At 73.8% G+C, this 21,846-nt stretch carries 22 protein-coding genes; 16 read left to right on the top strand and 6 right to left on the bottom strand.

Annotated features, from left to right (window positions below):
* The 10 genes from IF02_RS0103475 (at position 1) to IF02_RS0103430 (ending at position 10,681) form a co-directional block, all read left to right on the top strand.
* On the top strand, positions 1-675 hold the full coding sequence (locus IF02_RS0103475) for a LysR substrate-binding domain-containing protein (RefSeq protein ID WP_030153701.1): 675 nt from the start codon (positions 1-3) through the stop codon (positions 673-675).
* Positions 672-1,472: an alpha/beta fold hydrolase gene (locus tag IF02_RS0103470; protein ID WP_030153700.1), complete on the top strand. Its 801-nt coding sequence runs from the start codon at positions 672-674 to the stop codon at positions 1,470-1,472. The genes IF02_RS0103475 and IF02_RS0103470 overlap by 4 nt, the downstream gene beginning before the upstream one ends.
* Positions 1,466-2,338 carry a class I SAM-dependent methyltransferase gene (locus IF02_RS0103465; RefSeq protein WP_030153699.1) on the top strand — a complete coding sequence of 291 codons (873 nt, stop codon included), beginning with the start codon at positions 1,466-1,468 and terminating at the stop codon, positions 2,336-2,338. Before IF02_RS0103470 ends, IF02_RS0103465 begins: the two co-directional genes overlap by 7 nt.
* Positions 2,335-3,246, top strand: a complete 912-nt coding sequence (locus IF02_RS0103460; RefSeq protein ID WP_234318072.1) for a carboxymuconolactone decarboxylase family protein — start codon at positions 2,335-2,337, stop codon at positions 3,244-3,246. Before IF02_RS0103465 ends, IF02_RS0103460 begins: the two co-directional genes overlap by 4 nt.
* Positions 3,247-3,298: 52 nt before the next feature.
* Positions 3,299-4,537 (top strand): cytochrome P450 family protein, encoded by a 1,239-nt coding sequence (locus IF02_RS0103455; protein ID WP_078621838.1) that lies wholly within the window; start codon positions 3,299-3,301, stop codon positions 4,535-4,537.
* Between the two features lie 150 nt (positions 4,538-4,687).
* Positions 4,688-4,885, top strand: a complete 198-nt coding sequence (locus tag IF02_RS0103450; protein ID WP_030153695.1) for a hypothetical protein — start codon at positions 4,688-4,690, stop codon at positions 4,883-4,885.
* Positions 4,882-7,242 carry a TOMM precursor leader peptide-binding protein gene (locus tag IF02_RS0103445; protein ID WP_030153694.1) on the top strand — a complete coding sequence of 787 codons (2,361 nt, stop codon included), beginning with the start codon at positions 4,882-4,884 and terminating at the stop codon, positions 7,240-7,242. Before IF02_RS0103450 ends, IF02_RS0103445 begins: the two co-directional genes overlap by 4 nt.
* Positions 7,243-7,419: 177 nt before the next feature.
* Positions 7,420-8,571: a sensor histidine kinase gene (locus IF02_RS0103440; protein WP_051695590.1), complete on the top strand. Its 1,152-nt coding sequence runs from the start codon at positions 7,420-7,422 to the stop codon at positions 8,569-8,571.
* Positions 8,572-8,691: 120 nt separating this feature from the next.
* On the top strand, positions 8,692-9,300 hold the full coding sequence (locus IF02_RS0103435) for a response regulator transcription factor (RefSeq protein ID WP_078621836.1): 609 nt from the start codon (positions 8,692-8,694) through the stop codon (positions 9,298-9,300).
* 106 nt (positions 9,301-9,406) lie between these two features.
* The gene (locus IF02_RS0103430) at positions 9,407-10,681 is read left to right on the top strand and encodes a glycosyltransferase (protein ID WP_030153691.1); all 1,275 of its coding nucleotides are present in this window, start codon (positions 9,407-9,409) and stop codon (positions 10,679-10,681) included.
* A gap of 66 nt (positions 10,682-10,747) precedes the next feature.
* On the opposite strand, the gene IF02_RS35870 is transcribed toward IF02_RS0103430, so the two are convergent.
* Complete coding sequence (locus tag IF02_RS35870; protein WP_030153689.1) at positions 10,748-11,428, bottom strand: collagen-like protein; 681 nt, start codon at positions 11,426-11,428, stop codon at positions 10,748-10,750.
* 189 nt (positions 11,429-11,617) lie between these two features.
* Positions 11,618-12,910 carry an alpha/beta fold hydrolase gene (locus tag IF02_RS0103420; protein ID WP_030153688.1) on the bottom strand — a complete coding sequence of 431 codons (1,293 nt, stop codon included), beginning with the start codon at positions 12,908-12,910 and terminating at the stop codon, positions 11,618-11,620.
* 249 nt (positions 12,911-13,159) lie between these two features.
* Here IF02_RS0103420 and IF02_RS0103415 point away from each other — a divergent pair, with 249 nt between their 5' ends.
* Positions 13,160-14,140 carry an XdhC family protein gene (locus IF02_RS0103415; RefSeq protein ID WP_030153687.1) on the top strand — a complete coding sequence of 327 codons (981 nt, stop codon included), beginning with the start codon at positions 13,160-13,162 and terminating at the stop codon, positions 14,138-14,140.
* A gap of 33 nt (positions 14,141-14,173) precedes the next feature.
* Here the strand turns inward: IF02_RS0103415 and IF02_RS0103410 are convergent, their stop codons facing one another.
* Positions 14,174-14,395: a hypothetical protein gene (locus IF02_RS0103410; RefSeq protein WP_030153686.1), complete on the bottom strand. Its 222-nt coding sequence runs from the start codon at positions 14,393-14,395 to the stop codon at positions 14,174-14,176.
* A 130-nt stretch (positions 14,396-14,525) separates the two neighbouring features.
* On the opposite strand from IF02_RS0103410, the gene IF02_RS0103405 reads away from it, so the two are divergent.
* On the top strand, positions 14,526-14,921 hold the full coding sequence (locus tag IF02_RS0103405) for a DUF6479 family protein (RefSeq protein WP_030153684.1): 396 nt from the start codon (positions 14,526-14,528) through the stop codon (positions 14,919-14,921).
* Positions 14,922-14,971: 50 nt separating this feature from the next.
* Here IF02_RS0103405 and IF02_RS0103400 read toward each other — a convergent pair whose 3' ends face one another.
* Entirely contained in the window at positions 14,972-15,880 is a 909-nt protein-coding gene (locus IF02_RS0103400; protein WP_030153683.1) for a hypothetical protein, read from the bottom strand.
* A complete protein-coding gene (gene ligD, locus IF02_RS0103395; protein ID WP_030153682.1) occupies positions 15,880-16,785 on the bottom strand; it encodes a non-homologous end-joining DNA ligase in 906 nt (301 codons plus the stop codon). The genes IF02_RS0103400 and ligD overlap by 1 nt, the downstream gene beginning before the upstream one ends.
* A gap of 31 nt (positions 16,786-16,816) precedes the next feature.
* Between ligD and IF02_RS0103390 the strand changes: the two genes are divergently transcribed.
* Complete coding sequence (locus tag IF02_RS0103390) at positions 16,817-17,908, top strand: Ku protein (protein ID WP_030153681.1); 1,092 nt, start codon at positions 16,817-16,819, stop codon at positions 17,906-17,908.
* Positions 17,909-17,972: 64 nt separating this feature from the next.
* Here the strand turns inward: IF02_RS0103390 and IF02_RS0103385 are convergent, their stop codons facing one another.
* Positions 17,973-18,857, bottom strand: a complete 885-nt coding sequence (locus IF02_RS0103385) for a nuclease-related domain-containing protein (RefSeq protein WP_078621835.1) — start codon at positions 18,855-18,857, stop codon at positions 17,973-17,975.
* Between the two features lie 182 nt (positions 18,858-19,039).
* On the opposite strand from IF02_RS0103385, the gene IF02_RS0103380 reads away from it, so the two are divergent.
* The 3 genes from IF02_RS0103380 to IF02_RS0103370 all read left to right on the top strand — a co-directional run bounded on the left by IF02_RS0103380 (position 19,040) and on the right by IF02_RS0103370 (position 21,830).
* Positions 19,040-19,642 carry a hypothetical protein gene (locus IF02_RS0103380; protein ID WP_030153679.1) on the top strand — a complete coding sequence of 201 codons (603 nt, stop codon included), beginning with the start codon at positions 19,040-19,042 and terminating at the stop codon, positions 19,640-19,642.
* 131 nt (positions 19,643-19,773) lie between these two features.
* Positions 19,774-20,565 carry a hypothetical protein gene (locus tag IF02_RS0103375; protein ID WP_199809163.1) on the top strand — a complete coding sequence of 264 codons (792 nt, stop codon included), beginning with the start codon at positions 19,774-19,776 and terminating at the stop codon, positions 20,563-20,565.
* Positions 20,562-21,830 (top strand): ATP-binding protein, encoded by a 1,269-nt coding sequence (locus tag IF02_RS0103370; RefSeq protein ID WP_420708077.1) that lies wholly within the window; start codon positions 20,562-20,564, stop codon positions 21,828-21,830. Before IF02_RS0103375 ends, IF02_RS0103370 begins: the two co-directional genes overlap by 4 nt.
* Positions 21,831-21,846 lie beyond the last annotated feature (16 nt).

Here is a 21,846-nt window from a genome sequence, read left to right as displayed (position 1 = left end):
ATGCCCACCCCCACCGCCACCGCCACCGCCACCCCCACCCCCGCCGGCACCCGCACCGGCACCGCGCCGCGCACCGTCCGCCTGGGCGTCCACGGCTCGACGCACCTGGCGTCCCGCCTCGTCGCGGCCGCCGGCCATGCGCCGGAGTCGGTGGAGTACGTCCCGTACGAGGTCACCGAGCCGTTCGGCCCGCTGCGGGCCGGATCCATGGACATCATGATCGTCAAGTACGACCCGCTGGAGCCGGACCTCGCCGTGAGCGAGCCGGTCGGCTTCGACGGGCGGGCCGTCCTCGTCGGCGCCCACCACCCGCTGGCCGGCCGCGCCGCGGTGTCGGTCGAGGAGGTCGCGGAGTACGGGGGCTTCCGGTGCCCCGGGGACTTCCCGGCGCACGTCTGGAACCTGGTGGTGCCGCCGCGGACCCCGCTGGGCCGGCCGATCCGCCGGATCCACGCCATGACGACGCTGACCGCGATGGTGGAGCTGCTCAGGAGCACGTACGCGATCCACCTCTCGTTCCAGTCCCTGGACGCGGTGCTCCCGCCGGACGTCAAGGTGGTCCCGGTGCACGACCTGCCGCCTTCACCGGTGGCGTTCGCCTGGCTGCGGGGCGGCGAACCGCCCGAGCACGTACGGCGGTTCGTCGCCGACGCGGAAAGGGCGGCGCGCCGATGAGCCTCCCCCTCGTCCTGCTCCACGCGCTGCCCCTCGACTCCTCCCTGTGGGACGCGGCGGCCGGGGCCCTGCGCGCCCGGGGGCGGCGGGTCCTCACCCCCGACCAGTGCGGTTTCGGCTCCGCGCCGCCGCCCCACGGCTCGCCCTCGCTCGATCTCGTCGCCGACGGCCTGGCCCGGGAGCTCGACCGGCAGGGGATCGGCGAAGTCGCCCTCGCCGGCTGCTCCATGGGCGGCTACGTGGCGATGGCCTTCCTGCGCCGCCATCCGGACCGCGTCCGCGCGCTGGCCCTGCTGGCGGCCAGGGGTACGGCCGATTCCGCGGCGGCGGCCGGGCAGCGCCTGCGCTTCGCCGAAGCGGTCCTCGACGATTCGGCGCGCGCCGGGCTCGTCGCCGCGACCACGCCGTCCCTGCTGGGCGCCACCACGCGCGCCCGGCGGCCGCACCTGACGGCGCGGGTGACCGACCTGGCGCTGGCGGCGCGGCCGCGGTCCGTCGCCTGGGCGCAGCGGGCCATCGCGGCCCGTACGGACTCCACGGCCACCCTGCGGGCGGCGGACGTACCCGCGGTGGTCGTGATCGGCGCCGAGGACGAGCTCGTCTCCCTCGACGAGGCCTGCCGGACGGCGAAGGCGCTGCCGCGCGGCCGGCTCGTGGTCCTTCCCGGGGTCGGCCACCTCGCTCCCCTGGAGGCGCCGGAGGCGACGGCGGAGATCCTCACGGAGCTGCTCGCCCATGCGGAATCCACCGCTGCGGGGGCCGTCGTACGGGCAGGGGCGGAGGCCGCGGCATGCTGACGGCGGATCACGCGGGGTGGGGGTACACGACGTCCACCGGACTGCCGTTCACCCACGAGGAGATCGTGGACCCGCACTTCGAGGCCTGCGCCGCGTACTACCGGGACGCCCTGGACGGCGTCGGCATCCGGCCCGGGTGGCACGTACTGGACGCGGGCTGCGGCAGCGGCGCCTTCCTGCCCCGCATCGCCGAACTCGTCGGCTCGGCGGGCCGGATCTCGGCCGTCGACCTGGCCGGGGAGAACGTGGCGCGCGCCGCCGGGCGGCTGCGGGACCACCCGGGCGCCGCGCCGCTGGTGGTACGGCAGGGCAGCGTCCTCGACCTGCCGTACGCGGACGGCATGTTCGACGCCGTCTGGTGCGCGAACACGACGCAGTACCTGGACGACGCGGAGCTGGCGCGTGCGCTGGCGGAACTGCGCCGGGTCACCAGGCCCGGCGGGCTCGTCGCGGTCAAGGACGTGGACGGTTCGCTGAGCACCGTCCGCCCGGCGGACCCGTTCCTGATCACCGACTTCTTCCGGGCGTCCGCCGCCTCCCCCGGGTACGCCCGCCAGTTGCTCCGGGGCCGCGATCTGTACCGCCGGCTGCGGGCGGCCGGCCTGGCGGACGTGACGCAGCGCACGATCCTCATGGAGCACCACGCTCCGCTGCCCCCTGCCGCCCTCCGGTTCTACGCGAACGCGTGCGCGCGCTTCGCCCGGCAGGCGGCGGACGAGGGCATCCCGGGGAACTGGGCCCCCTTCCTCGACCCCGACGATCCGGCCGGCCCGCTGCGTGACCCGGACGGATACATCAGCGAAGGAAACGTCATCGCGATCGGCACGGTGCCGCTCGCACCGATGGATGGAGACGACACACCATGAACGACGTACGGAGCACCGCCGAAATGACCCGTCGGGCCACCCTCACCGGGGGCGCCCTCGTCGGCATCGGCCTCGCCGAGAGCCTGCTGAACCCGGCATCGGCCGCGGCCGCGGCCACCTCCGGCGACGACTCCCGCTACGAGCGGGGGCTGGCCGTCCTGCACGAGACCTCGGGCGAGCGGGGAGCGGCCGTGATCGAGTCGCTGCGGGACATCGCCCCGGACCTCGGCCGCTACGTCGTCGAGTTCGCGTACGGCGACGTCTACGCCCGGCCGGGCCTCGATCTGCGCGAACGGGAGCTGTCGACGGTCGCCGCGCTGGCCGCCCAGGGGGACACCGCCCCGCAGCTGGACTTCCACATCGACGCGGCGCTGCACGTCGGCGTGCGGCCCGAGGAGGTCGTCGAGGCCCTGATCCACATCGTGCCGTTCACGGGGTTCCCGCGGGCGCTCAACGCGGTCGGCGTCGCCAGGACGGTCTTCGCCAACCGGGGCGTCACCTTCGAACCGCCGGTCATGAACGACCCGCGCGACCGCTACATGCGCGGAACCGAGAAGCTCGTGGAAATCGACGGGCACCACGGCCTGGAGGTCATCGAGTCGCTCAAGGACATCGCCCCGGACCTCGGCCGGTTCATCGTCGAGTTCACCTTCGGGGACGTCTACCACCGCCCGTGGCTGTCGCCGAGGCGGCGCCAGCTCGTCACCGTCGCCGCCCTGACGGCGTTCGGTGACACCGCTCCCCAGCTGCGGGTGCACATCGGCGCCGCCCTGAACGTCGGCCTGAGCCCGGCGCAGGTCGTGGAGGCGCTGATCCACGTGGTGCCGTACGCCGGATTCCCGCGGGTGCTGAACGCCATCGGAGTGGCCAGGGAGGTGTTCGAGAAGCGGAACACCCCCGCTCGGTAGGGCGACAGCACGTCACGACGACCAGACGGTACGACGGCAGGAGGGCTGATCCGTGGGAACGGACATCGCGCCGGACTTCACGGCGGGCTCAGGGACGGACATCGCGGCGGACTTCGGGGCGCTCGGCGAGGAATTCACCAGGAATCCCCACCCGGTGTACGCCGCGCTGCGCGCCCGGGGCCCGGTGCACCGCGTCCGCGTGCCGGAGGGCGCCGAGGCCTGGCTCGTGGTCGGGTACGAGGCCTGCCGCGCCGCGCTCACCGAGCCTTCCCTGTCCAAGTCCTGGCGGGACGCCTCTCCCGCGCTGCCGCTGGCGAGGCTCTCCGCGGGCGAGAACCTGCTGAGCTCGAACCCGCCCGACCACACCCGGCTGCGCAAGCTGGTGGTGAAGGAGTTCACGCCGCGCCGCGTCGAGGCGCTCGCCCCGAGGGTGCGGGCCCTCACCGGCGAGCTCCTCGACGCCATGCTGGCCCGGCCCGCCGGCGCGGCCGACCTCGTCGAGGCCCTCGCGTTCCCGCTGGCCATGGGCATCATCTGCGAACTCCTCGGGGTGCCCTCCCTCGACCGCGCCGCCTTCCGCGACTGGGCCGAACAGGCCCTGAGCAGCCCGGACCACGCCACCAGGACCGCCGCCACGGCGGCGATGACGCGCTACCTCGTCGCCATGGTGGACGAGATGCGCGAGCGGCCCCGCGAGGACCTGATGAGCGCCCTCATCCGCGCCACCGACGAGGACGGCGGCCGGCTCTCGCCCGACGAACTCATCGGCATGGCCTGGCTCCTGCTCGTCACCGGCTTCGAGACCACCGTCCAGCTGATCTCCGCGGGCGTCCTCGCGCTGCTCCGCCACCCCGACCAGCTCGCCGCGCTGCGCGCCGACCCGTCGCTCGTCGACAACGCCGTGGAGGAGATGCTGCGGTACGAGGGGCCGGTCGAGACCACCACGTACCGGTTCACCACGGGGCCCGTGGAGATCGCCGGGACCCCGATACCCGGCGGCGGCGAACTGGTGCTGGTCGCCCTCGCCGACGCCGACCGGGACCCCGCGCGCTTCCCCGACCCGGACCGCTTCGACATCCGCCGGCCCGCGGGCGGGCACATCGCCTTCGGCCACGGCATCCACTACTGCCTGGGAGCCCCGCTGGCCCGCCTCCAGGCCCGTACGGCCGTCACCGCGCTCCTGGCGCGCTGTCCCGGCCTCTCCCTGGACGCCGGCCCCCGCGACCTCACCTGGCGCACGGGCCTCCTCATCCGCGGCCCCCGGCAGTTGCCCGTCCGCTGGCTGCCCTGAAGGTTCAGCCCTGTCGGCGGCACCGCACCATGTGAAATCTTCACCTTCCGCTGGTGACCGGGGCACTGTCCCGCGATCACCGGATCCTCGCAGAATCGTCAGTGAACGGACCGACCCGCGCCACGACGACGCAGAGGGAACTCCACCGCCATGACCAGCCTTTCGGCCAACGCCCGCATCAGCCCCAGCACCGGATCCGCACCGATACCCGCCCGCCCCTCGAAGCCGGGGCTGGTGATCGAGAACCTCGACGCCCTGCCGGACACCGCGTACGCCCTGTTCAGCGTCTGCAGCCAGACGCAGGTCACGGGCCCGGCGGCGCCGATTGCCGGACGGCTGGGAGCATGAGCACGGCCGAGCGTGAGCGGCCCGCCGCGGCGCTCGCGCCGCCGCCGGCCACCGCCGAGGCGCTGGTGGGTTTCAAGTCCCATCTGCGGCCGACGGTCGTCCCCGGCGACGCCGCCTACCTGGTGTCCCGGCGCGGGGTGACCGCCCTGAGCGGGAGCGAGGCGGAGATCCTCGTACCGCTGCTCGACGGCACCCGGACCGCCGGGGCGGTCCGGCAGGAGGCCTCTCGGATCCTGGGCGCCGAGGACGCCGAGGCGGCCCTCCTCTCCCTGGCCGACGCCGGGTTGATCCGCTCCGCCGCCCCGGCGGCCGCGCCCGCCGAGGCGGCGGCCGAGGCCGAGGCTTACTGGGACCTGGCCGGGCTGGACGGCGGCATGGCCGCCGCCGGGCTGGCCCGGGCCGCCGTCGCGATCGAGGCGCTGCCCGGCCTGGATCCGCGGCCGGTGGCCGAGGCCTGCCGGGAGTCGGGGATCGCGGTCGCCGCGGACCCCGGCGCCGCCGACCTGGTCCTCGTCCTGTGCGAGGACTACCTCTCCCCCGGGCTGGCCGCCGTGGACGCCCGCCACCGCGCCGCGGGCCGGCCGTGGGTGCCGGCCAAGCTGTGCGGGACGGACCCCTGGGTGGGCCCGTTCTTCCGGCCCGGCTCCGGGCCCTGCTGGCACTGCCTGGCCGTACGGCTGCGCGGCCACCGCCACTCGGAGGTGCCGGTGCGGCGCGCGCTGGGCCTCGACGGCCCCGTGCCGCGGCCGCCCGCCGGGCTGGCGGCCGGGACGGCGCTCGCGGTGAACCTCGCCGTCCTGGAGGCCGCCAAGTGGCTGGCCGGGCTGCGCCATCCCGAGCAGGCCCACATCCGTACCTTCGACACGCTGCGCCTGCGCACCGCCAGCCATCCGGTGAGCCGGCTCCCGCAGTGCGCGGGCTGCGGGGACCCCGGCCTGGTGGCCCGCCGGGTCGGTGCGCCGTTCGTCCCCGTGTCGCGGCCCAAGGCCGCCGCGACCGGGGGCGGGGACCGGGCCCTGACCCCGGCGCAGGTGCTGCGTGCGTACGGGCACCTCGTGGACCCGGTGACCGGGGTGGTCAAGGAGATCCGGCAGGCCTCCGGCGCCCCGGACTTCGTGCACGCGTACACCTCCGGGCACAACCTGGCCATGGAGTCGGCGTCCTTCGCCGGTCTCAGCTCCGGTCTGCGCGCGCTCAGCGGCGGCAAGGGCCGCACCGCCGAGGAAGCCCGTACGAGCGCGCTGTGCGAGGCGGTCGAGCGCTACAGCGGTACGCGGCACGGGGACGAGCCGGTGGTCCGCGACTCCCTGCGCGGCCTGGGCGAGGCGGCCGTGCACCCCAACGACTGCCAGCTCTACGGCCCCCGACAGTTCGCGGAGCGGGAGCTGTGGAACGCGCGGCACTCCCGCTTCCACCACGTCCCGGCGCCGTTCGACGAGAACCGTCCGACCGACTGGACCCCGGTGTGGTCGCTCACCGGGGGCGTCCAGCGGCTGCTCCCCACCTCGATGCTGTACTTCGGGCGGGGGACGGATTGCGCCGGTGGTCGCGCCGGTCATCCCGCCGGGAACCCCGCCGAGGACGAGCCGTGGGCCGACTCCAACGGCAACGCGGCGGGCAGCAGCCCCGAGGACGCGCTGGTGCAGGGCTTCCTGGAGCTGGTGGAGCGGGACGCGGTGGCCCTGTGGTGGTACAACCGCACCCGTCAACCGGGGGTGGACCTCGGCTCCTTCGAGGACGAGTGGGTGGAGCGGATCCGCCACGGCCTGCGCCGGACGAACCGGGAGGTGTGGGCGCTCGACCTCACGTCCGACCTGGGCATTCCGGTGTTCGCGGCGCTGTCCCGGCGGACCGACAAGCCCGGCGAGGACGTGATCTTCGGCTTCGGAGCCCACTTCGACCCCCGGGTGGCGCTGTCCCGGGCCGTGTCGGAGCTGGGGCAGCTGCTGCCCGCCGTCGCAGACGCACGGCCGGACGGCCGCGGATACCGGATCACCGACCCGGAGCCGCTGTCCTGGTGGCAGGGGGCCACCATCGCCAACCAGCCATATCTGGCGGCCGATCCGGTGGCGCAGACCCGCACGCCGGGCCACTGGCCGTCGGTCCGGAGCACCGATCTGCTCGACGACGTCCGCTTGATCACCGAGCTGGTCCGGGGTAAAGGTATGGACCTGCTGGTGCTCGACCAGAGCCGACCTGACCTCGGACTTCCCGTGACGAAAGTGGTCGTACCGGGACTGCGCCACTTCTGGGCGAGGTACGGGTCCGGCCGGCTCTTCGACGTTCCCGTGAGCCTCGGCCGACTGGCCGAACCCACTCCGTACGACCAGCTCAACCCCGTCCCGCTGTTCGTATGACGGAACGATTCACGCCCCCTGCCCACGCCCCTCCCCTATGCTCACACCTGGCATGTAACAGAGGAACGCTCAAGGGGGATTGACATGCCTGGCCGCCTCAAGTCCTCGGATGGACCGTCGGAGGCGGTCCTGGTCGAGGGCATTCTGCGACGTAGCCGGGACTTACCCGCGCCCCGGATGGCCCAGGTCATCCTCATCGCCGCACTCCTCTGCTACGTGGGCATCACCGCCCTGAACATCCTCAGCGCCGGAGTCGAGGGGCCCGCCCTGGCAGCCGCCTTCGGCTGCCTCGGCGCGGTCTTCGCCCTCCAGCTCCTGCACTCGCGGACGAGCACACAGCGCGTCCCGACCGCCCGCAGGGCGCTGACCCTCGGCGCCCAGGTCGCCTTCACCTACCTGCCGCTCATCGCCCTGAAATCGCAGTGGGGTGCCATGGCGGGCTTCCTCGCCGGCTCCCTGCTGCTGCTCCTTCCCCCGCGGCTGGGCTGGATCCTGTACGGCTTCGTCGGCATCAGCATGCTGGTGCCCCCGCTGCTGGAAGGGCGGCCCGTCCTCGACGGCATCTACCTGGCGCAGAGCACCCTGCTGACCGGGCTGGTCACCTTCGGGCTGACCCGACTGTCGGAGCTGGTCCGCGTCCTGCACGAGAGCCGCGGTGAGCTCACCCGCGCCGCGGTCACCCGCGAACGGCTCCGCTTCGCCCGCGACTTGCACGACCTGCTGGGGTACAGCCTCTCCGCGATCCAGCTCAAGGGCGAGCTCATCCACCGCCTGATCCCGGCCCATCCCGCCCGGGCCATGGACGAGATCGAGGACGTGCTCGCCATCTCCCGCCAGTCGCTGGCCGACGTGCGGCGGGTGGCGAGCGGATACCGGGACATGTCGCTGGAGGAGGAGATCGCCTCGGCCAAGTCGGTGCTGGGCGCCGCCGAGGTCGACGCCGTGACCGACATTCGCATGGGAGAGGTCAGTTCGCCGGTGGACACGGTGCTCGCCACCGTGCTGCGGGAGGCCGTCACCAACGTGCTGCGCCACAGCCGCGCCGTGCACTGCGAGATCACCGCCGTCGAGGAGGACGGCCTGATGACGCTGTCGGTCACCAACGACGGGGTGACCGAGGGCTACCGCGACACCTCCCCGCACAGTGGCAGCGGGCTGGGGAACCTGGGGATACGCGTGCGGGCGGTGGGCGGGGAGTTGACGGTCGAACGGGGCCCCGGAACCCTGTTCCGGCTGGTCGCGCAGGTTCCCGCACACGGGGACGTCGACCCCGACCTCGACGAGTCGGACGAGCCGGCGGAGGGCGAACGGTCGTGGCTCGTCGCCTGACGTGACGGCGCACACCGGCCGCCAACCGACCGCCAGGCGACTGCCAACCGGCTGCCGGACCGGGCCGGTTGCTATGATCGGAAGTACAAGATCGACCGCGCGGACGGGGGGCTCGTCACGGTGATCAGAATCCTGCTGGCCGAAGACATGCACATGGTGCGCGGTGCGCTCGTCGCCCTGCTCGACCTGGAGGACGACCTGGAGGTCGTCAGCGAACTGTCGCGCGGGGACGAGATCCTGGCCGCCGCCCTCGACGTCCGGCCGGACATCGCCATCATCGACATCGACCTCCCCGGCCTCGACGGGCTGAGCGCGGCCATGCAGATCCACGAGCACCTCCCGGAGTGCCGGACGCTGATGCTCACCAGCCTCGGCCGCCCCGGCACCCTGCGCCGGGCCCTGGCGGCCCAGGTCTCCGGCTACCTCCTCAAGGACGACTCCCCGAAGGAACTGGCCAGCGCCATCCGCCGGGTGGTCGCCGGCCAGCGGGTCATCGACTCCAAGCTGGCCGTGGCCGCCTGGAACGGCCTGGAGAGCCCGCTGACCGACCGCGAGACCGAGGTGCTGCGCATGGCGGCCCAGGGCTCGGAGGCCGCCGAGATCGCCGGCGAACTCCACCTGTCCACCGGGACGGTACGGAACTACCTGACGACGGTCGTGATGAAGCTGAAGGCCCGCAACCGCGTCGACGCGATCCGCATCGCCCGCGACGCCGGCTGGCTGGTCTAAACGTACATTCGAGTGGTCTTGGGCCCCGACCGCCTGCCATTCGGCGGCATCGCGCGGGCGCCCTCGTAACGTCGCGCGGAAAGACACCCCCAGCCGGGAGCACCAGATGACGTCGACCGCGACCCCGAGGTTCTCCGTTTTCACGCCCAGCCACCGGCCTCGTTTCCTCGACGAGTGCCTGGCGACCCTTCAGGCGCAGACCTGTCAGGACTGGGAGTGGATCGTCCTTCTCAACAGCGGCGCCCGATGGCGGCCGGAGCGGCCCGACGACCGGGTCCGCGTGGTGGTCGCGGACGAGGTCCAGGGCGTCGGAGCGGCGAAGCGCAGGGCCTGCGAACTCGCGCGCGGCGACATCCTCGTGGAACTCGACCACGACGACCTGCTGGCGAAGTCGTGCCTGGCGGAGCTCGGCACGGCGTTCGACGAGCACCCCGAGGCCGTCTTCGTCTACAGCAACACCGCGCAGATCACCGAGGACGGGAGCCGGGACGACACCCGGTGGGACGAATCCTGCGGCTGGCAGTACGAGGAGGTGGAGGTCGACGGCCGCAAGCTGCAGCAGATCGTCTCGCTGGCGCCGACCCCGCACAACGTCTCCTACATCTGGTACGCGCCCAACCACGTACGGGCCTTCCGCAAGGAGAGCTACGAGCAGGCCGGCGGGTACGACGCCGCGCGGACGGTCCTGGACGACCAGGACCTGATGTGCCGCCTCTTCCACATCGGGGACTTCCACCACATCAACCGCTGTCTGTACCTCCAGCGGGTGCACCCCGCGAACACCCAGAGCGACCCGGAGATCAACGCGCACATCCAGCGCGAGACGGTCGTCCTGTACGACAAGTACATCGAGGCCAACGCCCTCGCGTGGACCCAGCGGCGCGGACTGCTCGCGCTGGACCTCGGCGCGGCCCACCGCAAGCCGCCCGGCTACCTGGGCGTCGACCAGTACCCGGGCAAGGGCGTCGACATCGTCGCGACGCTGCCCGGGAAGCTGGACCTGCCCGACGGTTCCGTGGGGCTGATGCGGGCGGTGGACTTCCTGGAGCACGTGCCCTCGAAGGTGCCGCTGATCAACGAGCTGTACCGGCTGCTGGCGCCCGGCGGAATGCTGCTCACGATGACGCCCAGCTCGGACGGGCGCGGCGCGTACCAGGACCCGACGCACGTCGCGTACTACAACGAGAACTCCTTCTGGTACTACACGGACGATCAGTACCGCACCTTCGTGCCGACGATCGAGGCCAAGTTCCAGTCGTCGCGGCTGGTCACCTACTTCCCGACCGACTGGCACTCGAGGAACGACATCTCGTACGTGGTGGCCAACCTCATCGCGATGAAGGAGGGCGCCGCGCGCTGCGGCGGACCGCTGCTGGTGTAGGCGTGCACGACGAACGGCGGCGCCCCGGGGCCGAAGCCCCGGGGCGCCGCCGTTCTTCGGGGAGGGTTACGGCGTCGTGTCGACGCACACCACGTACGTGGCGATCGGCTGGCTGGGCCCGACGGTGACGGTCGTGGCCTGCCACCCGTTGGGAGCAACGGGCTGGCTCTGGTGCACGATGCCGTTGTTCGTCTGGAAGCCGCCGCCGGTGGCCTGGTCTCCGGGGTTGCAGAAGACGGTCGACGTGCCGTTGGTGACGGGGTCGGAGACGTTGACGTAGGTCGTCACCGTGCCCGTCTCGCCCTGGAAGCCCTGGTTCCCCTGGTTGCCCTGGAACCCTTGGAAGCCCTGGAAGCCCTGGAAGCCCTGGTTCCCTTGGTTGCCCTGGAACCCCTGGTTGCCCTGGTTGCCCTGGAACCCCTGGAAGCCCTGGTTCCCTTGGTTGCCCTGGAACCCCTGGTTGCCCTGGTTGCCCTGGGAGCCCTGGTTGCCCTGCTCACCCGGGACTCCCTGGTAGCCCTGCGGGCCCTGGACGCCCGGGCGGCCCGGGTGGCCGGGCCGGCCCGGCCTGCCCTGGGGGCCCTGCGGGCCGCGGCCCTTGCTGCCGTGGTCACCACCCGTGACCACACCGGACGGGCCGGGCAGTGCCACGGCACTGTCGGTACCGGACCGGTGGATCGCGTCGGCGATGGCCGTCGTGCTCGGGACGACGTTGAGCGCCACGGCGAGCACACCGGCCCCGACCATGGTGGCGGACTTCAGACGTCTGGTTCGGATCGTTCGATGACTCAAGAGAACCGTCCTCACGGGACTGGGAGGGTCGCGCCCGCAAGCGCGCGCCTCTGGCTACGAACGAGGCCATTATTGACTCTCCGTGATCGAATGATCACCCTTTGCGTCATGTCTCGGCAACGATCACCCGAGCGGCCCCGCTCCTCAGCCGGTCGCGGGCCGCGGGCGGTGGGTGGTGAGCCACTGCTCGGCGAGGGCCGACACCCGGTGGAGTGCTCCGGGCTCCTCGAAGAGGTGGGTGGCGCCCGGGACGACCTCCAGGCGGTTCTCGCAGCGCAGGCGGGCCTGTGCCTCGCGGTTGAGGCCGAGGACCAGGTGGTCCTCCGAGCCGACGATCAGGAGCGTGGGGGCCCGGACCCCGGCGAGGCGGGATCCTCCGGCCAGGTCCGGGCGGCCGCCGCGGGAGACCACCGCGTAGACCGGCGAGTCCGGGGAGGCCGCGGCCGCGAGGGCGGCTGCCGCGCCCGTGCTGGCGCCGAAGTAGGCCGGCGGGGCCGGGGTCCGGGTGCGGAGCCAGGTCGTGGCGGCGGCGAGGCGGGCGGCCAGGGTGTCGATGTCGAAGACGTTCGAGCGGTCCGCCTCCTCGGCCGGGGTGAGCAGGTCGAACAGCAGGGTGCCCAGGCCGGCCCGGTTCAGGGCCGCGGCCACCTGGCGGTTGCGGGGGCTGTGGCGGCTGCTGCCCGAACCGTGCGCGAACACGACCACCGCGCTCGCGCCCGGCGGGAGGGTGAGGTCTCCGGGCAGGTGCAGGCCCGCCGCCTCCACCGCCACCTCCACCCCGGCCTCTTCCGCCGGGGCCGGCCGGCGCGGCGACTGGGCGAGCAGGGAGACGACCTCCTCGTCCGGGGTCTGGGAGAAGTCCCGGTACCACTGGCCGACCGAGGAGAACCCCGGCGGCGCGGAGAGGCAGACCACCTCGTCGGCCACCGCGCCCACCCGGCCCAGCGCGTCCGGCGGGGCCACCGGGGCCGCCATGACGACCCGGGCCGCGCCCTGCGCCCGTACGACCTGGCAGGCGGCGGCCGCCGTGGCGCCGGTCGCGATGCCGTCGTCCACCACGATCACCGTCCGGCCGCGGAGGTCCTCCTGCGGCCGCCCCGCCCGGTAGCGGGCGGCCCTCCGGGTCAGCTCCGCCTGTTCCGCCTCCTCGACGGCGGCGATGTCCTGCGGGCGGAGCCCCCCGCGCCGGACGATGTCCTCGCTGATCACGCGTACGCCGCCCTCCCCGATGGCACCGAACGCCAGCTCGGGCTGGTACGGAACCCCCAGCTTGCGGACGACGATCACGTCGAGCGGGGCGCCGAGGGCGTGGGCCACGTGGAAGGCCACCGGGACCCCGCCGCGCGGCAGCCCCAGGACCACGGGGCGGTCCGCCGCGTACCTCGCGAGCTCCGTGCCGAGTCTTCGACCTGCGTCGTCGCGGTCCGTGAAGAGCATTGCGGGTCATCCCCAAGGGTCGTCCCCGACGTTCCCTGCCGTACTTCGAAACAACGCCTCCCGGCGCCCGCGCGCAAGTCAGGGTCCGGCGGCCCGTCCGGTGGTCTGTACGAGGGAGGCGGGTCCGGGTCTGTGGGTTTTGAGGGATGGGTAGGGGTGCGGTGCGTGCGTAGGTTGGCGATGAGTCCGCGGTGCGCCGCCGACCGGGTGCCATGGGGCGGGCTCTGACGACGAGGATGGGGCAGCGCGATGCGTGAGCTGGTGGAGACTGCGCGGCGGTGGGCGGCCGAGGGGCGGGCCGCGTTCCTGGCCCGGCCGGTGGCCGAGCAGGGGTTCGGGCCGCGGGACCCGGCCGGGGCCCTGCTCGTGGACGCGCGCGGGGAGTGCGTCGGGGCCCTGTACCGGGGAGTGTTCGACGCCGAGCTGGTGGCGGAGGCCGGAACCATGGCCGCCGGGGCCGCCGCGCGGGTGTGCGAGGTCTCGGTGGGGGCGGACGAGGCCGTCTCGGCGAAGCTGACCTGCGGCGGGCGGGCCGAGATCCTGCTCCAGCCGCTGTCGGCCGTGCCCGCCGCGTGGTGGGACCTGCTCGGGGAGGGCGTCGGCGTCGCGCTCGTGACCCGGCTCGACGAGCACGCCGAGCACGCGGTGAGCGAGGTGGTCCGGGCCGTCGACGCGCCGGCCGACGACGCCGAGCGGCGGGCCGGCGAGCTGCTGGCCACGCGCCGGCCGGGGCGGGACGCGCTGTACGGGCAGCGCGGGCTGGTGTTCGTGGAGGCGTACCCGTCCGCCCCGTACGTGGTCATCGGCGGGGGCGGCGAGCTGGCCGAGATCATCGAGGCGCAGGCCCTGCTGCTGGGGTGGGGGGCCGGACTCGTCGGCTCCGTCGCCGAGGCCGAAAAGCTGCTGGACGCACGCCGGGACGCCGCCTGCCTGGTGATGCTCAGTCACGATCCGGAGTTCGACGTGCCGACCGTACGGAGCGCGCTCGCGCTGGGGATTCCGTACGTCGGCGCGCTCGGCTCCCGCAAGACCACCGCGCGGCGGCGCGAGGGGCTGATCGCCGCCGGGGTCTGCGATGCGGACCTGGCCCGCGTGCACGGACCGATCGGGCTGGACCTGGGGGCCCGGACACCCCCGGAGACGGCGCTGGCGATCTGCGCGGAGATCCTGGCCGTGCTCGGGGGGTACGAGGTCCGGGCGCTGCGGGATTCGGACGGGCCGCTGCGGTAGGCGCCGGGGCCCGGGACGTCGGGGCGTCGGGGCTCAGCCGCCGAGGGCGCGCCTCAGCTGCGTCTTGTTCATGTCGGAGCGGCCGCGGATGTTGCGCCGCCGGGCCTCCGCGTAGAGCTGTTCGTACGTCTGCCCCTGCGCCCCCGAACGGGAGTGCAGGCCGCCGCGCCGGCCGGAGGACATGTCGTCCGGTTCGGCGCTCTCCATGACGTGCTCAAACTGGCGTTCTCGTTCGGGTGAAGATCCGTGGGGCATTTTGCGGCTCCCTTCGGGGCGGTCGTCCCGGCGCCTGCCCTGGATTCGGCCCGCTAGTCACACGCTGGTCGGATAAGGGGATCTTCCCTCCTTTGCGGCGAAACAGCCCCTTTTGGGGAAAATGGTGCGTATGGATATGACCCTGAGTCTGGACGCGACCGTGACGCACATCGTGTGGTTCCTGGTCGTCGGGATCGCTGTGGTCGCCTTCCTGCTCGGCGGCTTCAAGCTCGGCCAGCGGGTCCGGGCCAAGGAGCCGCCGCCGCCGACCGCGGAGAGCCAGCCGCACCTGCCCGCCGGCGGCGCGGTCTACGAGGTCCGCGAGGAACGCGACCAGGTGGAGATCCCGGAGGGCGGGCTGCGCCCGCACGAGATGCAGGGCTACGGGAACTTCGGCTCCACGACCTCCAGTCATCCGGAGGACGTCCGGGCCGAGCGGGAGTCCGGCTGGAAGCAGGTCGAGGGCCCGCATCCGCACGTACAGCCCGGCGCTCCCCCCGACGCGGGGCGCGGCGCGCACAGCTGAACCCGGCCGCATCGTCCTGGCCCCTGACCCGCGCCACGCGACGGCGCGGGTCAGAGTTCCGTCCGCAGTCTGAGCACCTCCGGCGGCGGGTGCCGGGCCGTCGAGGGGTGGCGGACCTCGGCCGTCAGCGGCGGGTCGAGCGGGCGGTACGGAACCTCGCCGAGCCCGATCGCGGTGACCGTGGCGCCGCCCGCCCGAGACCCGGCCGGGGTGCGGGCGGGGGCTTCGCGCTCCGCGACCGCCGCCGCCACGTCCGCCCGCAGCGCCGCCGTCAGCGGGCTCGACACCAGCGGGGTCTCGTCCCCGACGGGCAGCACCAGGACCAGCGCGAGCGGGCGGCGCGGGGTGCCGGTGTACCCGACCACCGCCGCGTCCCGCACCTCCGTGTGCCGCAGCTTCTGCCAGCCGCGCCGGCCCGCCGGGTACGTCTGGTCCAGCCGCTTGACGACCAGCCCCTCGATGCCGCTGGCGGGCAGGGTCTCGTACCAGGTGGCGGCCAGTTCCGGATCGGTCGTCATCGGGACCGGCTGCAAGGGCGGCCCGAGCGGGAGCAGCAGGTCGACCAGGAGCACCCGGCGCCGCTCGTACGTGCGCCCGCGCAGGTCCAGCCCGGCCAGTTCCAGTACGTCGAACGCCGCGTACGAGGCCGGCAGGCTCTGGGCGAGCACGGCGGCCCGCGCGGCCGTGGCAGCCGCCCGGCGCTGGACGAGGGCGAAGTCCGTACGGCCGCCGTGCCAGACCACCACCTCGCCGTCGAGGACGGTCCCGGCGGGCAACTGCCGGGCCGCGGCCGCCAGATCGGGGAAGGCGGCGGTCACGATGCGGCCCGAGCGCGCCTGCAGCACCACGTCCTCGGCGGTCCGCACGACGACGAGGCGGTGGCCGTCGAACTTCGGCTCGTACGCGAGGCCCGCCCCGCGCGGGAGGGTGCGTACGGTGGCGGCGAGCGCGACGCGGATCACGGCCGGGACCCGGGGGGTGCGGGCAGCCGGTGGGCGCGGTCGGGGTCGGTCAGCGGGCCGAAGAGGTCCCCGTCGCGCTCCAGCCGGGGCAGGATGTCGTCGGCGAGGAAGACCAGGTCGGCGGGGGTGCGGCAGGCCGCGACCTCTTCCCAGGAGACGGGCGCGGAGACCGTCGGCCGGGCCCGCGCGCGCAGCGTGTAGGGGGCGGCCGTGGTCTTTGCGGCCGCGTTCTGGCTGTGGTCGACGAAGACCTTGCCGGGGCGCAGGGCCTTGGCCATGCGGTGCAGGGCGAGGTCGGGGAGCGCGCGCTCGGCCTCCTGGGCGAGGCCCTTCGCGTACGCCGACACCCGGTCGGACGGGGTCGGCTCCAGGGCCACGGCCAGGTGCATGCCCTTGGAGCCGGAGGTCTTGGCGTACGCGTCCAGCCCGTCGGCGGCGAGGCGCTCGCGCAGCCACAGCGCGACGGCGCAGCACTCGACGGCGGTGGCGGGGGCGCCGGGGTCGAGGTCGATGATCAGCCGGTCGGCGACGGCCGGGCTGCCGGCCGGCCACTGGGGGGTGTGGAACTCGACGACGAGGTTGGCGGCCCACATGAGGGAGGGCAGGTCCGCGATGACCACCTGCTGCGCGGAGACGTCCTCGGAGCGGGGCACCGGGGTGGTTTTCACCCAGGCGGGGGTGCCGGGCGGCGGGTTCTTCGTGAAGAAGAGCTGGCCGTCGGGGCCGTCGGGATAGCGCAGGAACGACACCGGCCGGTTGTGGACGTGGGCCAGCAGCGGACCGGCGACGGTGGCGTAGTAGTGCAGCACCTCGCCCTTGGTGTAGCCGGTCTCGGGGTACAGGACCTTGTGGAGGTTGGAGAGCGGGATGCGACGCCCCTCCACCATGGTGATCGGCGTCATACGATGAGATTGCCATGAATCGGGAGGAACCGTGCGATCCATCTGGAACGGGGCAATTTCTTTCGGCCTGGTCAGCATTCCGATCAAGCTGGTGAACGCCACCGAGAGCCACTCCATCTCCTTTCGCCAGATCCACCTGAGCGACGGCGGACGGATCCGCTACCGCAAGGTGTGCGAGCTGGACGGCGAGGAGGTGGCGACCGCCGAGATCGGCAAGGGGTTCGAGGAGGCGGACGGGTCGATCATCCCGATCACGGACGAGGACCTGGCGCAGCTGCCGATCGCCACGGCGAAGACGATCGAGATCGTGTCCTTCGTACCGGCGGACGAGATCGACCCGCTCCAGATGGACGCGGCGTACTACCTCGCGGCGAACGGGCCGACGGCGGCGAAGCCTTACACGCTGCTGCGGGAGGCGCTGAAGCGGAGCCGGAAGGTCGCGATCGCCAAGTACGCGCTGCGGGGGCGGGAGCGGCTCGGCATGCTGCGGGTGGTCGACGATGTGATCGCGATGCACGGGCTGCTCTGGCCGGACGAGATCCGGGTGCCGGAGGGGGTGGCCCCGGAGGGGAAGGTGTCGGTGCGGGAGGCCGAGCTGGACCTGGCGGACGCGCTGATGGCGACGCTCGGCGAGGTGGAGATGGACTCGCTGACGGACGAGTACCGGGAGGCCGTGGAGGCGATGGTCTCGGCGAAGTCGGAGGGCGCGTTCGAGCCCGCGGCGCAGGCCGAGGTGGAGCCGGCCGGCGGGAAGGTCATCGACCTGATGGCGGCGCTGGAGAAGAGCGTGAGCGCGGCGAAGGCCGCGCGGGGGGAGGCGGGCCCGGAGGCGGAGGTCACCCCGATCCGGCGGAAGACGGCGGCGGCCGCGCCGAAGGCGGTGGGCGGGAAGAAGTCCACGGCCGCGACGAAGAAGGCGGCGGCCTCCGGTACGAAGAAGACCGCGTCGGCCAAGTCGACCTCGGCCAAGTCCGCCGCGGACAGGTCGACGGCGACGAAGTCCACCGCCACCAAGTCCACGGCCACCAAGTCCACCGCCAAGTCCGCCTCGAAGGCGGCCTCGGCGAAGAAGACGGCCGCCGCGACGAAGAAGGCGGCCCCGCGCAAGCGGGCCTCGGCCTGACGGCGGGGCGGGGGCGGGACGGTACGGCCTCACGCACCGGCCGCCGCCCCGCCGCCCCGCCCTTTCAGCGTTTCCCGGAACTCCGCCCCGGACCCCGGTCCTCAAGCTCCGGACGGGCCGGGAGGAACCGCCGCCGGGGGCGGTGCGGAAGGGGCGGGAGCCAGGTGCGGGCGTCGCGGGCCTGGGTGAACAGGGCTTCCGCGTCCGGGGGTTTGAGGGTGGTCGGGGCCGCCTCGAGCTGCGCCCGGACCGTGGCCGGCTCCAGGACGCGGATGTCGCGGACCGTCGGGGCCACCTCGACGCGTGAGGCGTCGACCAGGGCCAGGGCGGGCAGGACCGGGGCCGCGAGCGCCCGGGTGGCCGCGGCGGCGGCGCGGCGGATCCAGCGCGGGTCCTGGCGCGGCTCGGCCCGGCCCACCGTCAGCAGCAGGTCCCCCACGGCCGCACGCTGGCGGCGTCCCGGGAGCGTGCGGACGCAGAAGATCCCGGCCGGGCCTATGAGCAGGTGGTCGATGCCGCCCAGGCCCGGGAGCGGGACGCCGTGCAGGACCCGCCAGCCGTCCGGTTCGAGGGCGTCGAGGAGGTCGCCCATGCGCTGCTGGGCGGTCAGGTCCTGGCGCATCCGGTGCCGGGTCCGGGTGCCCGCCGGGCCGTGTTCCAGCTCGCCCAGCAGGAGTTCGCCGGGGCGGTTCGGAGCCAGGTCCTCGTCCGGCGGAAGGGCGAGTCTGCGCAGGTCCGCCGGCGAAGGCACCGGCGGCGGACCGACCGTGAACGGGCCGGCGATGTACGGGCGTAACGCCGCCACGACCGCTTCGCGGTGCTGGTCGGCGAGCACGCTGATCCGGTTGGTCTGCCGGTCGTACCAGGCCACCGCCTGGCCGTCGGGCAGGTTGACGTAGAGCCGGCCGCGGCCGGGGCGGCCGCTCGGCAGCACCTTGAGTCCCCGCATGGACCTCACCCCCCGCCGTACATGGGAGCAGCCCGGACGCCTCGCGGCAATCCCCCGGTGGAGTTCTCGGCCGTGTAACAGCTTCTACGGGACTCCGCCGGGTACCTGTTACAAGCTCATCGCGGTACTGACACAGCGGACTCCTAGGTTTGTGGCACCTGGACCGGACCGAAGGATTTCCCGTGAGCACCGTCAGCCGCCGCACTCTGGTACGAGCCGCCGCAGTGACCGTCTGCGCCGGAACCCTCCTCGCGCTGCCCGCCGCGGCCGCACTCGCCGAGGGGCTGCCCGCGGCGTCGGCGGCGCGGTCCGCGGGTGCGCCCCGGACCCTCGTCAAGAGCCTCGCCCTCGCGGACGGCGTGTCCAGGGCGAACGTCTACCGGATCGCCGAGGGCGGCTTCCAGGCCGACATCCTGGCCGCCGACGGCGCCAAGACGGCCACCCTGACCAGCCGTGACGGCGTCGCCGGCCTCGGCCGCTCGGGCGCGCTCCACGCCGCCCTGCAACCCGACGGCCGGCTCTCCTCCTGGGTCGGCGAGACCGGCGACGCGGACGGCCACACCGCCACGCCCGTCGCCGACGGGTACAAGACCGGGGTCCGGGACGGCCGGGTCGTCCAGGCCTCGGCCGGGCACGCCCGCACGGTCGCCGGCGGGACCCTGGACACGCTGGCCGACGGGCCGGGCGACGGCGTACTGCTGCTCGCCGCGGGCGGCGGGATCGCCGCCGTGGGCGCGGCCGGGCTCGGCTTCGCCATGCTGCGCCGCGGCCGCACCGAGGGCTGATCCGCGAGGGCCTCTCCGCAGTCTCCGAAGCCTCCGCAGTCACCGAAGCCTCTAGAAACGGTCATATCTCCACATAAGGTTAAGATGCGCCGGTGAGGCGTCGTGCCCGTGGAGAGGAGGCCCGGTCGGCTGTGCATGCGTTGTCCTTCCCGGCCGCCCCCTCCCGCGCCCGCGCCCGCTCACCCCGTGCCGGCTCCCGCGCCCGCGCCGCCCTGTTCGCCCTGCCGCTGCTCCCGCTGCTGCCCCTGCTCGCCGGCTGCGGCGACACCGGCGGTCCGGTGGCCGCCGGTCCGACCCCGACCGCGAGCGGGCCCGTACATCTGTGGCCGGAACGCAAAGGGGCCTCCGTACCGCCCGCCGATCCCGGCGGCGCGCCGCCCGAGTACGTGCAGGGGCTGCCGCCCGTGACGGGCCAGAACGTGCACGAGGTCGATCCGGTGGCCCTCGTCCAGGCGGAGCTGGCCGCCCACCCGAACACCGACGTCGGCCCGGACGGGATGCCCCCGCAGACCGTCGCGGCGATCAAAGCCTGCGGGCATGCGGGGCAGCCGGGCGGGAAGTGCCCGGTGCTGGCCCCGTACTACCGGGACCTGACGGGCAACGGCCGCGACGAGCTCGTCGTCGGCATCGAGATGCCGGACCGGATGATGTCCGTACGGGCGTACACGGCGGATCCGGACGGACGCCTCAACCGGATCATGGCGACCACGCAGACCGTCGTCACCGTGGAGGTGGCCGGGCGGGACGTGATCCTGCGGGTGCCGAGCGGCAATCCGGGCTACGAGCTGATCACCGCGTGGTCCTGGGACGAGAAGCAGCGGACGATGCTGCCGACGCGCGAGCAGATCGTACGGCTGCCGGGGACGGCGCAGAGCCCCTCCCCGTCCCCGCCGCTGAAGCCGTCCGCCGAGGGGACCCCGTGAAGGGGTTGCAGGGGCGACTGCCCGCGTGGACGGCCACCCTGACCTGGAAGTCCGGGCTGTTCATCGTCGTGATGTGCTGCTCGCTCGCGGCCGTGCTCGGCGCGCTGGTCCACGTGGAGGTGACCCGGCAGACCGTCGCGGCGGCGCGGGACAAGGCCTTGGAGAAACTGCACGACGTGTCCCGCGAGTACGAGGCCGGCGAGGCCCTCCCGCCCGACGCGGGGATCGACCCGGCGGGGCTGCCCCCGGAGCTGCGCGCCCTGGCGCTGTCCGGGCAGCGCGCGACGATGGTGGCCGAGTACGAGGGCCGGCCGACGATGTGGGCGGCGGCCCCGGCGGACGGCAAGGTCCTGGCCACGGCCGTGGACTATGCGCAGAGCGCGCGGACGATCAGCGGCCTGGACAACGCGATCATCGGGTCGTCCGTGCTGGCGATCGGCGGAACGCTGCTGGTGGGCGCCTTCGCCGTGACCCGGGTGACGCGGCGGCTGCACCAGACGGCGACCGTGGCCCGGCGGATCACGCAGGGCGATCTCGACGCCCGCGTGGACGATCCGCGGACGAAGGACCCCTCCCGGCACCAGGACGAGGTGGCGACCGTGGCGGGGGCGCTCGACACGATGGCCGGGACCCTGCAGGCGAAGCTGCTGAGCGAGCAGCGGTTCACGGCGGACGTCGCGCACGAGCTGCGTACGCCGCTGACGGGTTTGCAGGCGGCGTCGGAGCTGCTGCCGGAGGGCCGGGCGACGCAGCTGGTGCAGGAGCGGGTACGGACGATGCGCGGGCTGACCGAGGACCTGCTGGAGATCTCGCGCCTGGACTCGGGGCGCGAGGTGGTGGAGACGGATCTGCACCAGCTGGGGCGCCTGGCGCGGCGGGTGGTCCGGGCGTCCGGGACGGAGACGGAGCTGGTGGTCGTCCGGGACGCGCACGTGGAGACGGACCGGCGCCGGCTGGAGCGGGTGCTCGGGAACCTGGTGGCCAACGCCCACAGGCACGGGCGGGCGCCGGTGGTGCTGACGGTGGACGGTCCGGTGGTGACCGTACGGGACCACGGGGACGGGTTCCCGGAGTACCTGATGGCGCACGGCCCGCAGCGGTTCCGGACCGGGGGCGTGGGGACGGGCAAGGGGCACGGGCTGGGGCTGACCATCGCGGTGGGGCAGGCGGAGGTCATCGGCGCGCGGCTGGAGTTCCGGGAGGCGCGGGGCGGCGGGGCGCTGGCCGTCCTGACGCTCCCGGAGCCCCCGCCGGACACCCTGTAGCGCGTACCCGCCGCGG

This window comes from Streptomyces sp. NRRL S-244, from assembly GCF_000717915.1.
GTDB lineage: Bacteria > Actinomycetota > Actinomycetes > Streptomycetales > Streptomycetaceae > Streptomyces.
The sequence above is the reverse complement of the archived record's forward strand: the minus strand, read 5'-3'. Positions and strand labels throughout refer to the sequence as shown.

Coding starts and splice junctions, on each gene's coding strand:
- IF02_RS0103430 (WP_030153691.1), top strand. CDS start 9,407: ATGACGTCGACCGCGACCCCGAGGTTCTCCGTTTTCACGCCCAGCCAC.
- IF02_RS0103415 (WP_030153687.1), top strand. CDS start 13,160: ATGCGTGAGCTGGTGGAGACTGCGCGGCGGTGGGCGGCCGAGGGGCGG.
- IF02_RS0103470 (WP_030153700.1), top strand. CDS start 672: ATGAGCCTCCCCCTCGTCCTGCTCCACGCGCTGCCCCTCGACTCCTCC.
- IF02_RS0103445 (WP_030153694.1), top strand. CDS start 4,882: ATGAGCACGGCCGAGCGTGAGCGGCCCGCCGCGGCGCTCGCGCCGCCG.
- IF02_RS0103385 (WP_078621835.1), bottom strand. CDS start 18,857: ATGCGGGGACTCAAGGTGCTGCCGAGCGGCCGCCCCGGCCGCGGCCGG.
- IF02_RS0103475 (WP_030153701.1), top strand. CDS start 1: ATGCCCACCCCCACCGCCACCGCCACCGCCACCCCCACCCCCGCCGGC.
- IF02_RS0103465 (WP_030153699.1), top strand. CDS start 1,466: ATGCTGACGGCGGATCACGCGGGGTGGGGGTACACGACGTCCACCGGA.
- IF02_RS0103460 (WP_234318072.1), top strand. CDS start 2,335: ATGAACGACGTACGGAGCACCGCCGAAATGACCCGTCGGGCCACCCTC.
- IF02_RS0103450 (WP_030153695.1), top strand. CDS start 4,688: ATGACCAGCCTTTCGGCCAACGCCCGCATCAGCCCCAGCACCGGATCC.
- ligD (WP_030153682.1), bottom strand. CDS start 16,785: ATGACGCCGATCACCATGGTGGAGGGGCGTCGCATCCCGCTCTCCAAC.
- IF02_RS35870 (WP_030153689.1), bottom strand. CDS start 11,428: ATGGTCGGGGCCGGTGTGCTCGCCGTGGCGCTCAACGTCGTCCCGAGC.
- IF02_RS0103440 (WP_051695590.1), top strand. CDS start 7,420: ATGGCCCAGGTCATCCTCATCGCCGCACTCCTCTGCTACGTGGGCATC.
- IF02_RS0103420 (WP_030153688.1), bottom strand. CDS start 12,910: ATGCTCTTCACGGACCGCGACGACGCAGGTCGAAGACTCGGCACGGAG.
- IF02_RS0103410 (WP_030153686.1), bottom strand. CDS start 14,395: ATGCCCCACGGATCTTCACCCGAACGAGAACGCCAGTTTGAGCACGTC.
- IF02_RS0103405 (WP_030153684.1), top strand. CDS start 14,526: ATGGATATGACCCTGAGTCTGGACGCGACCGTGACGCACATCGTGTGG.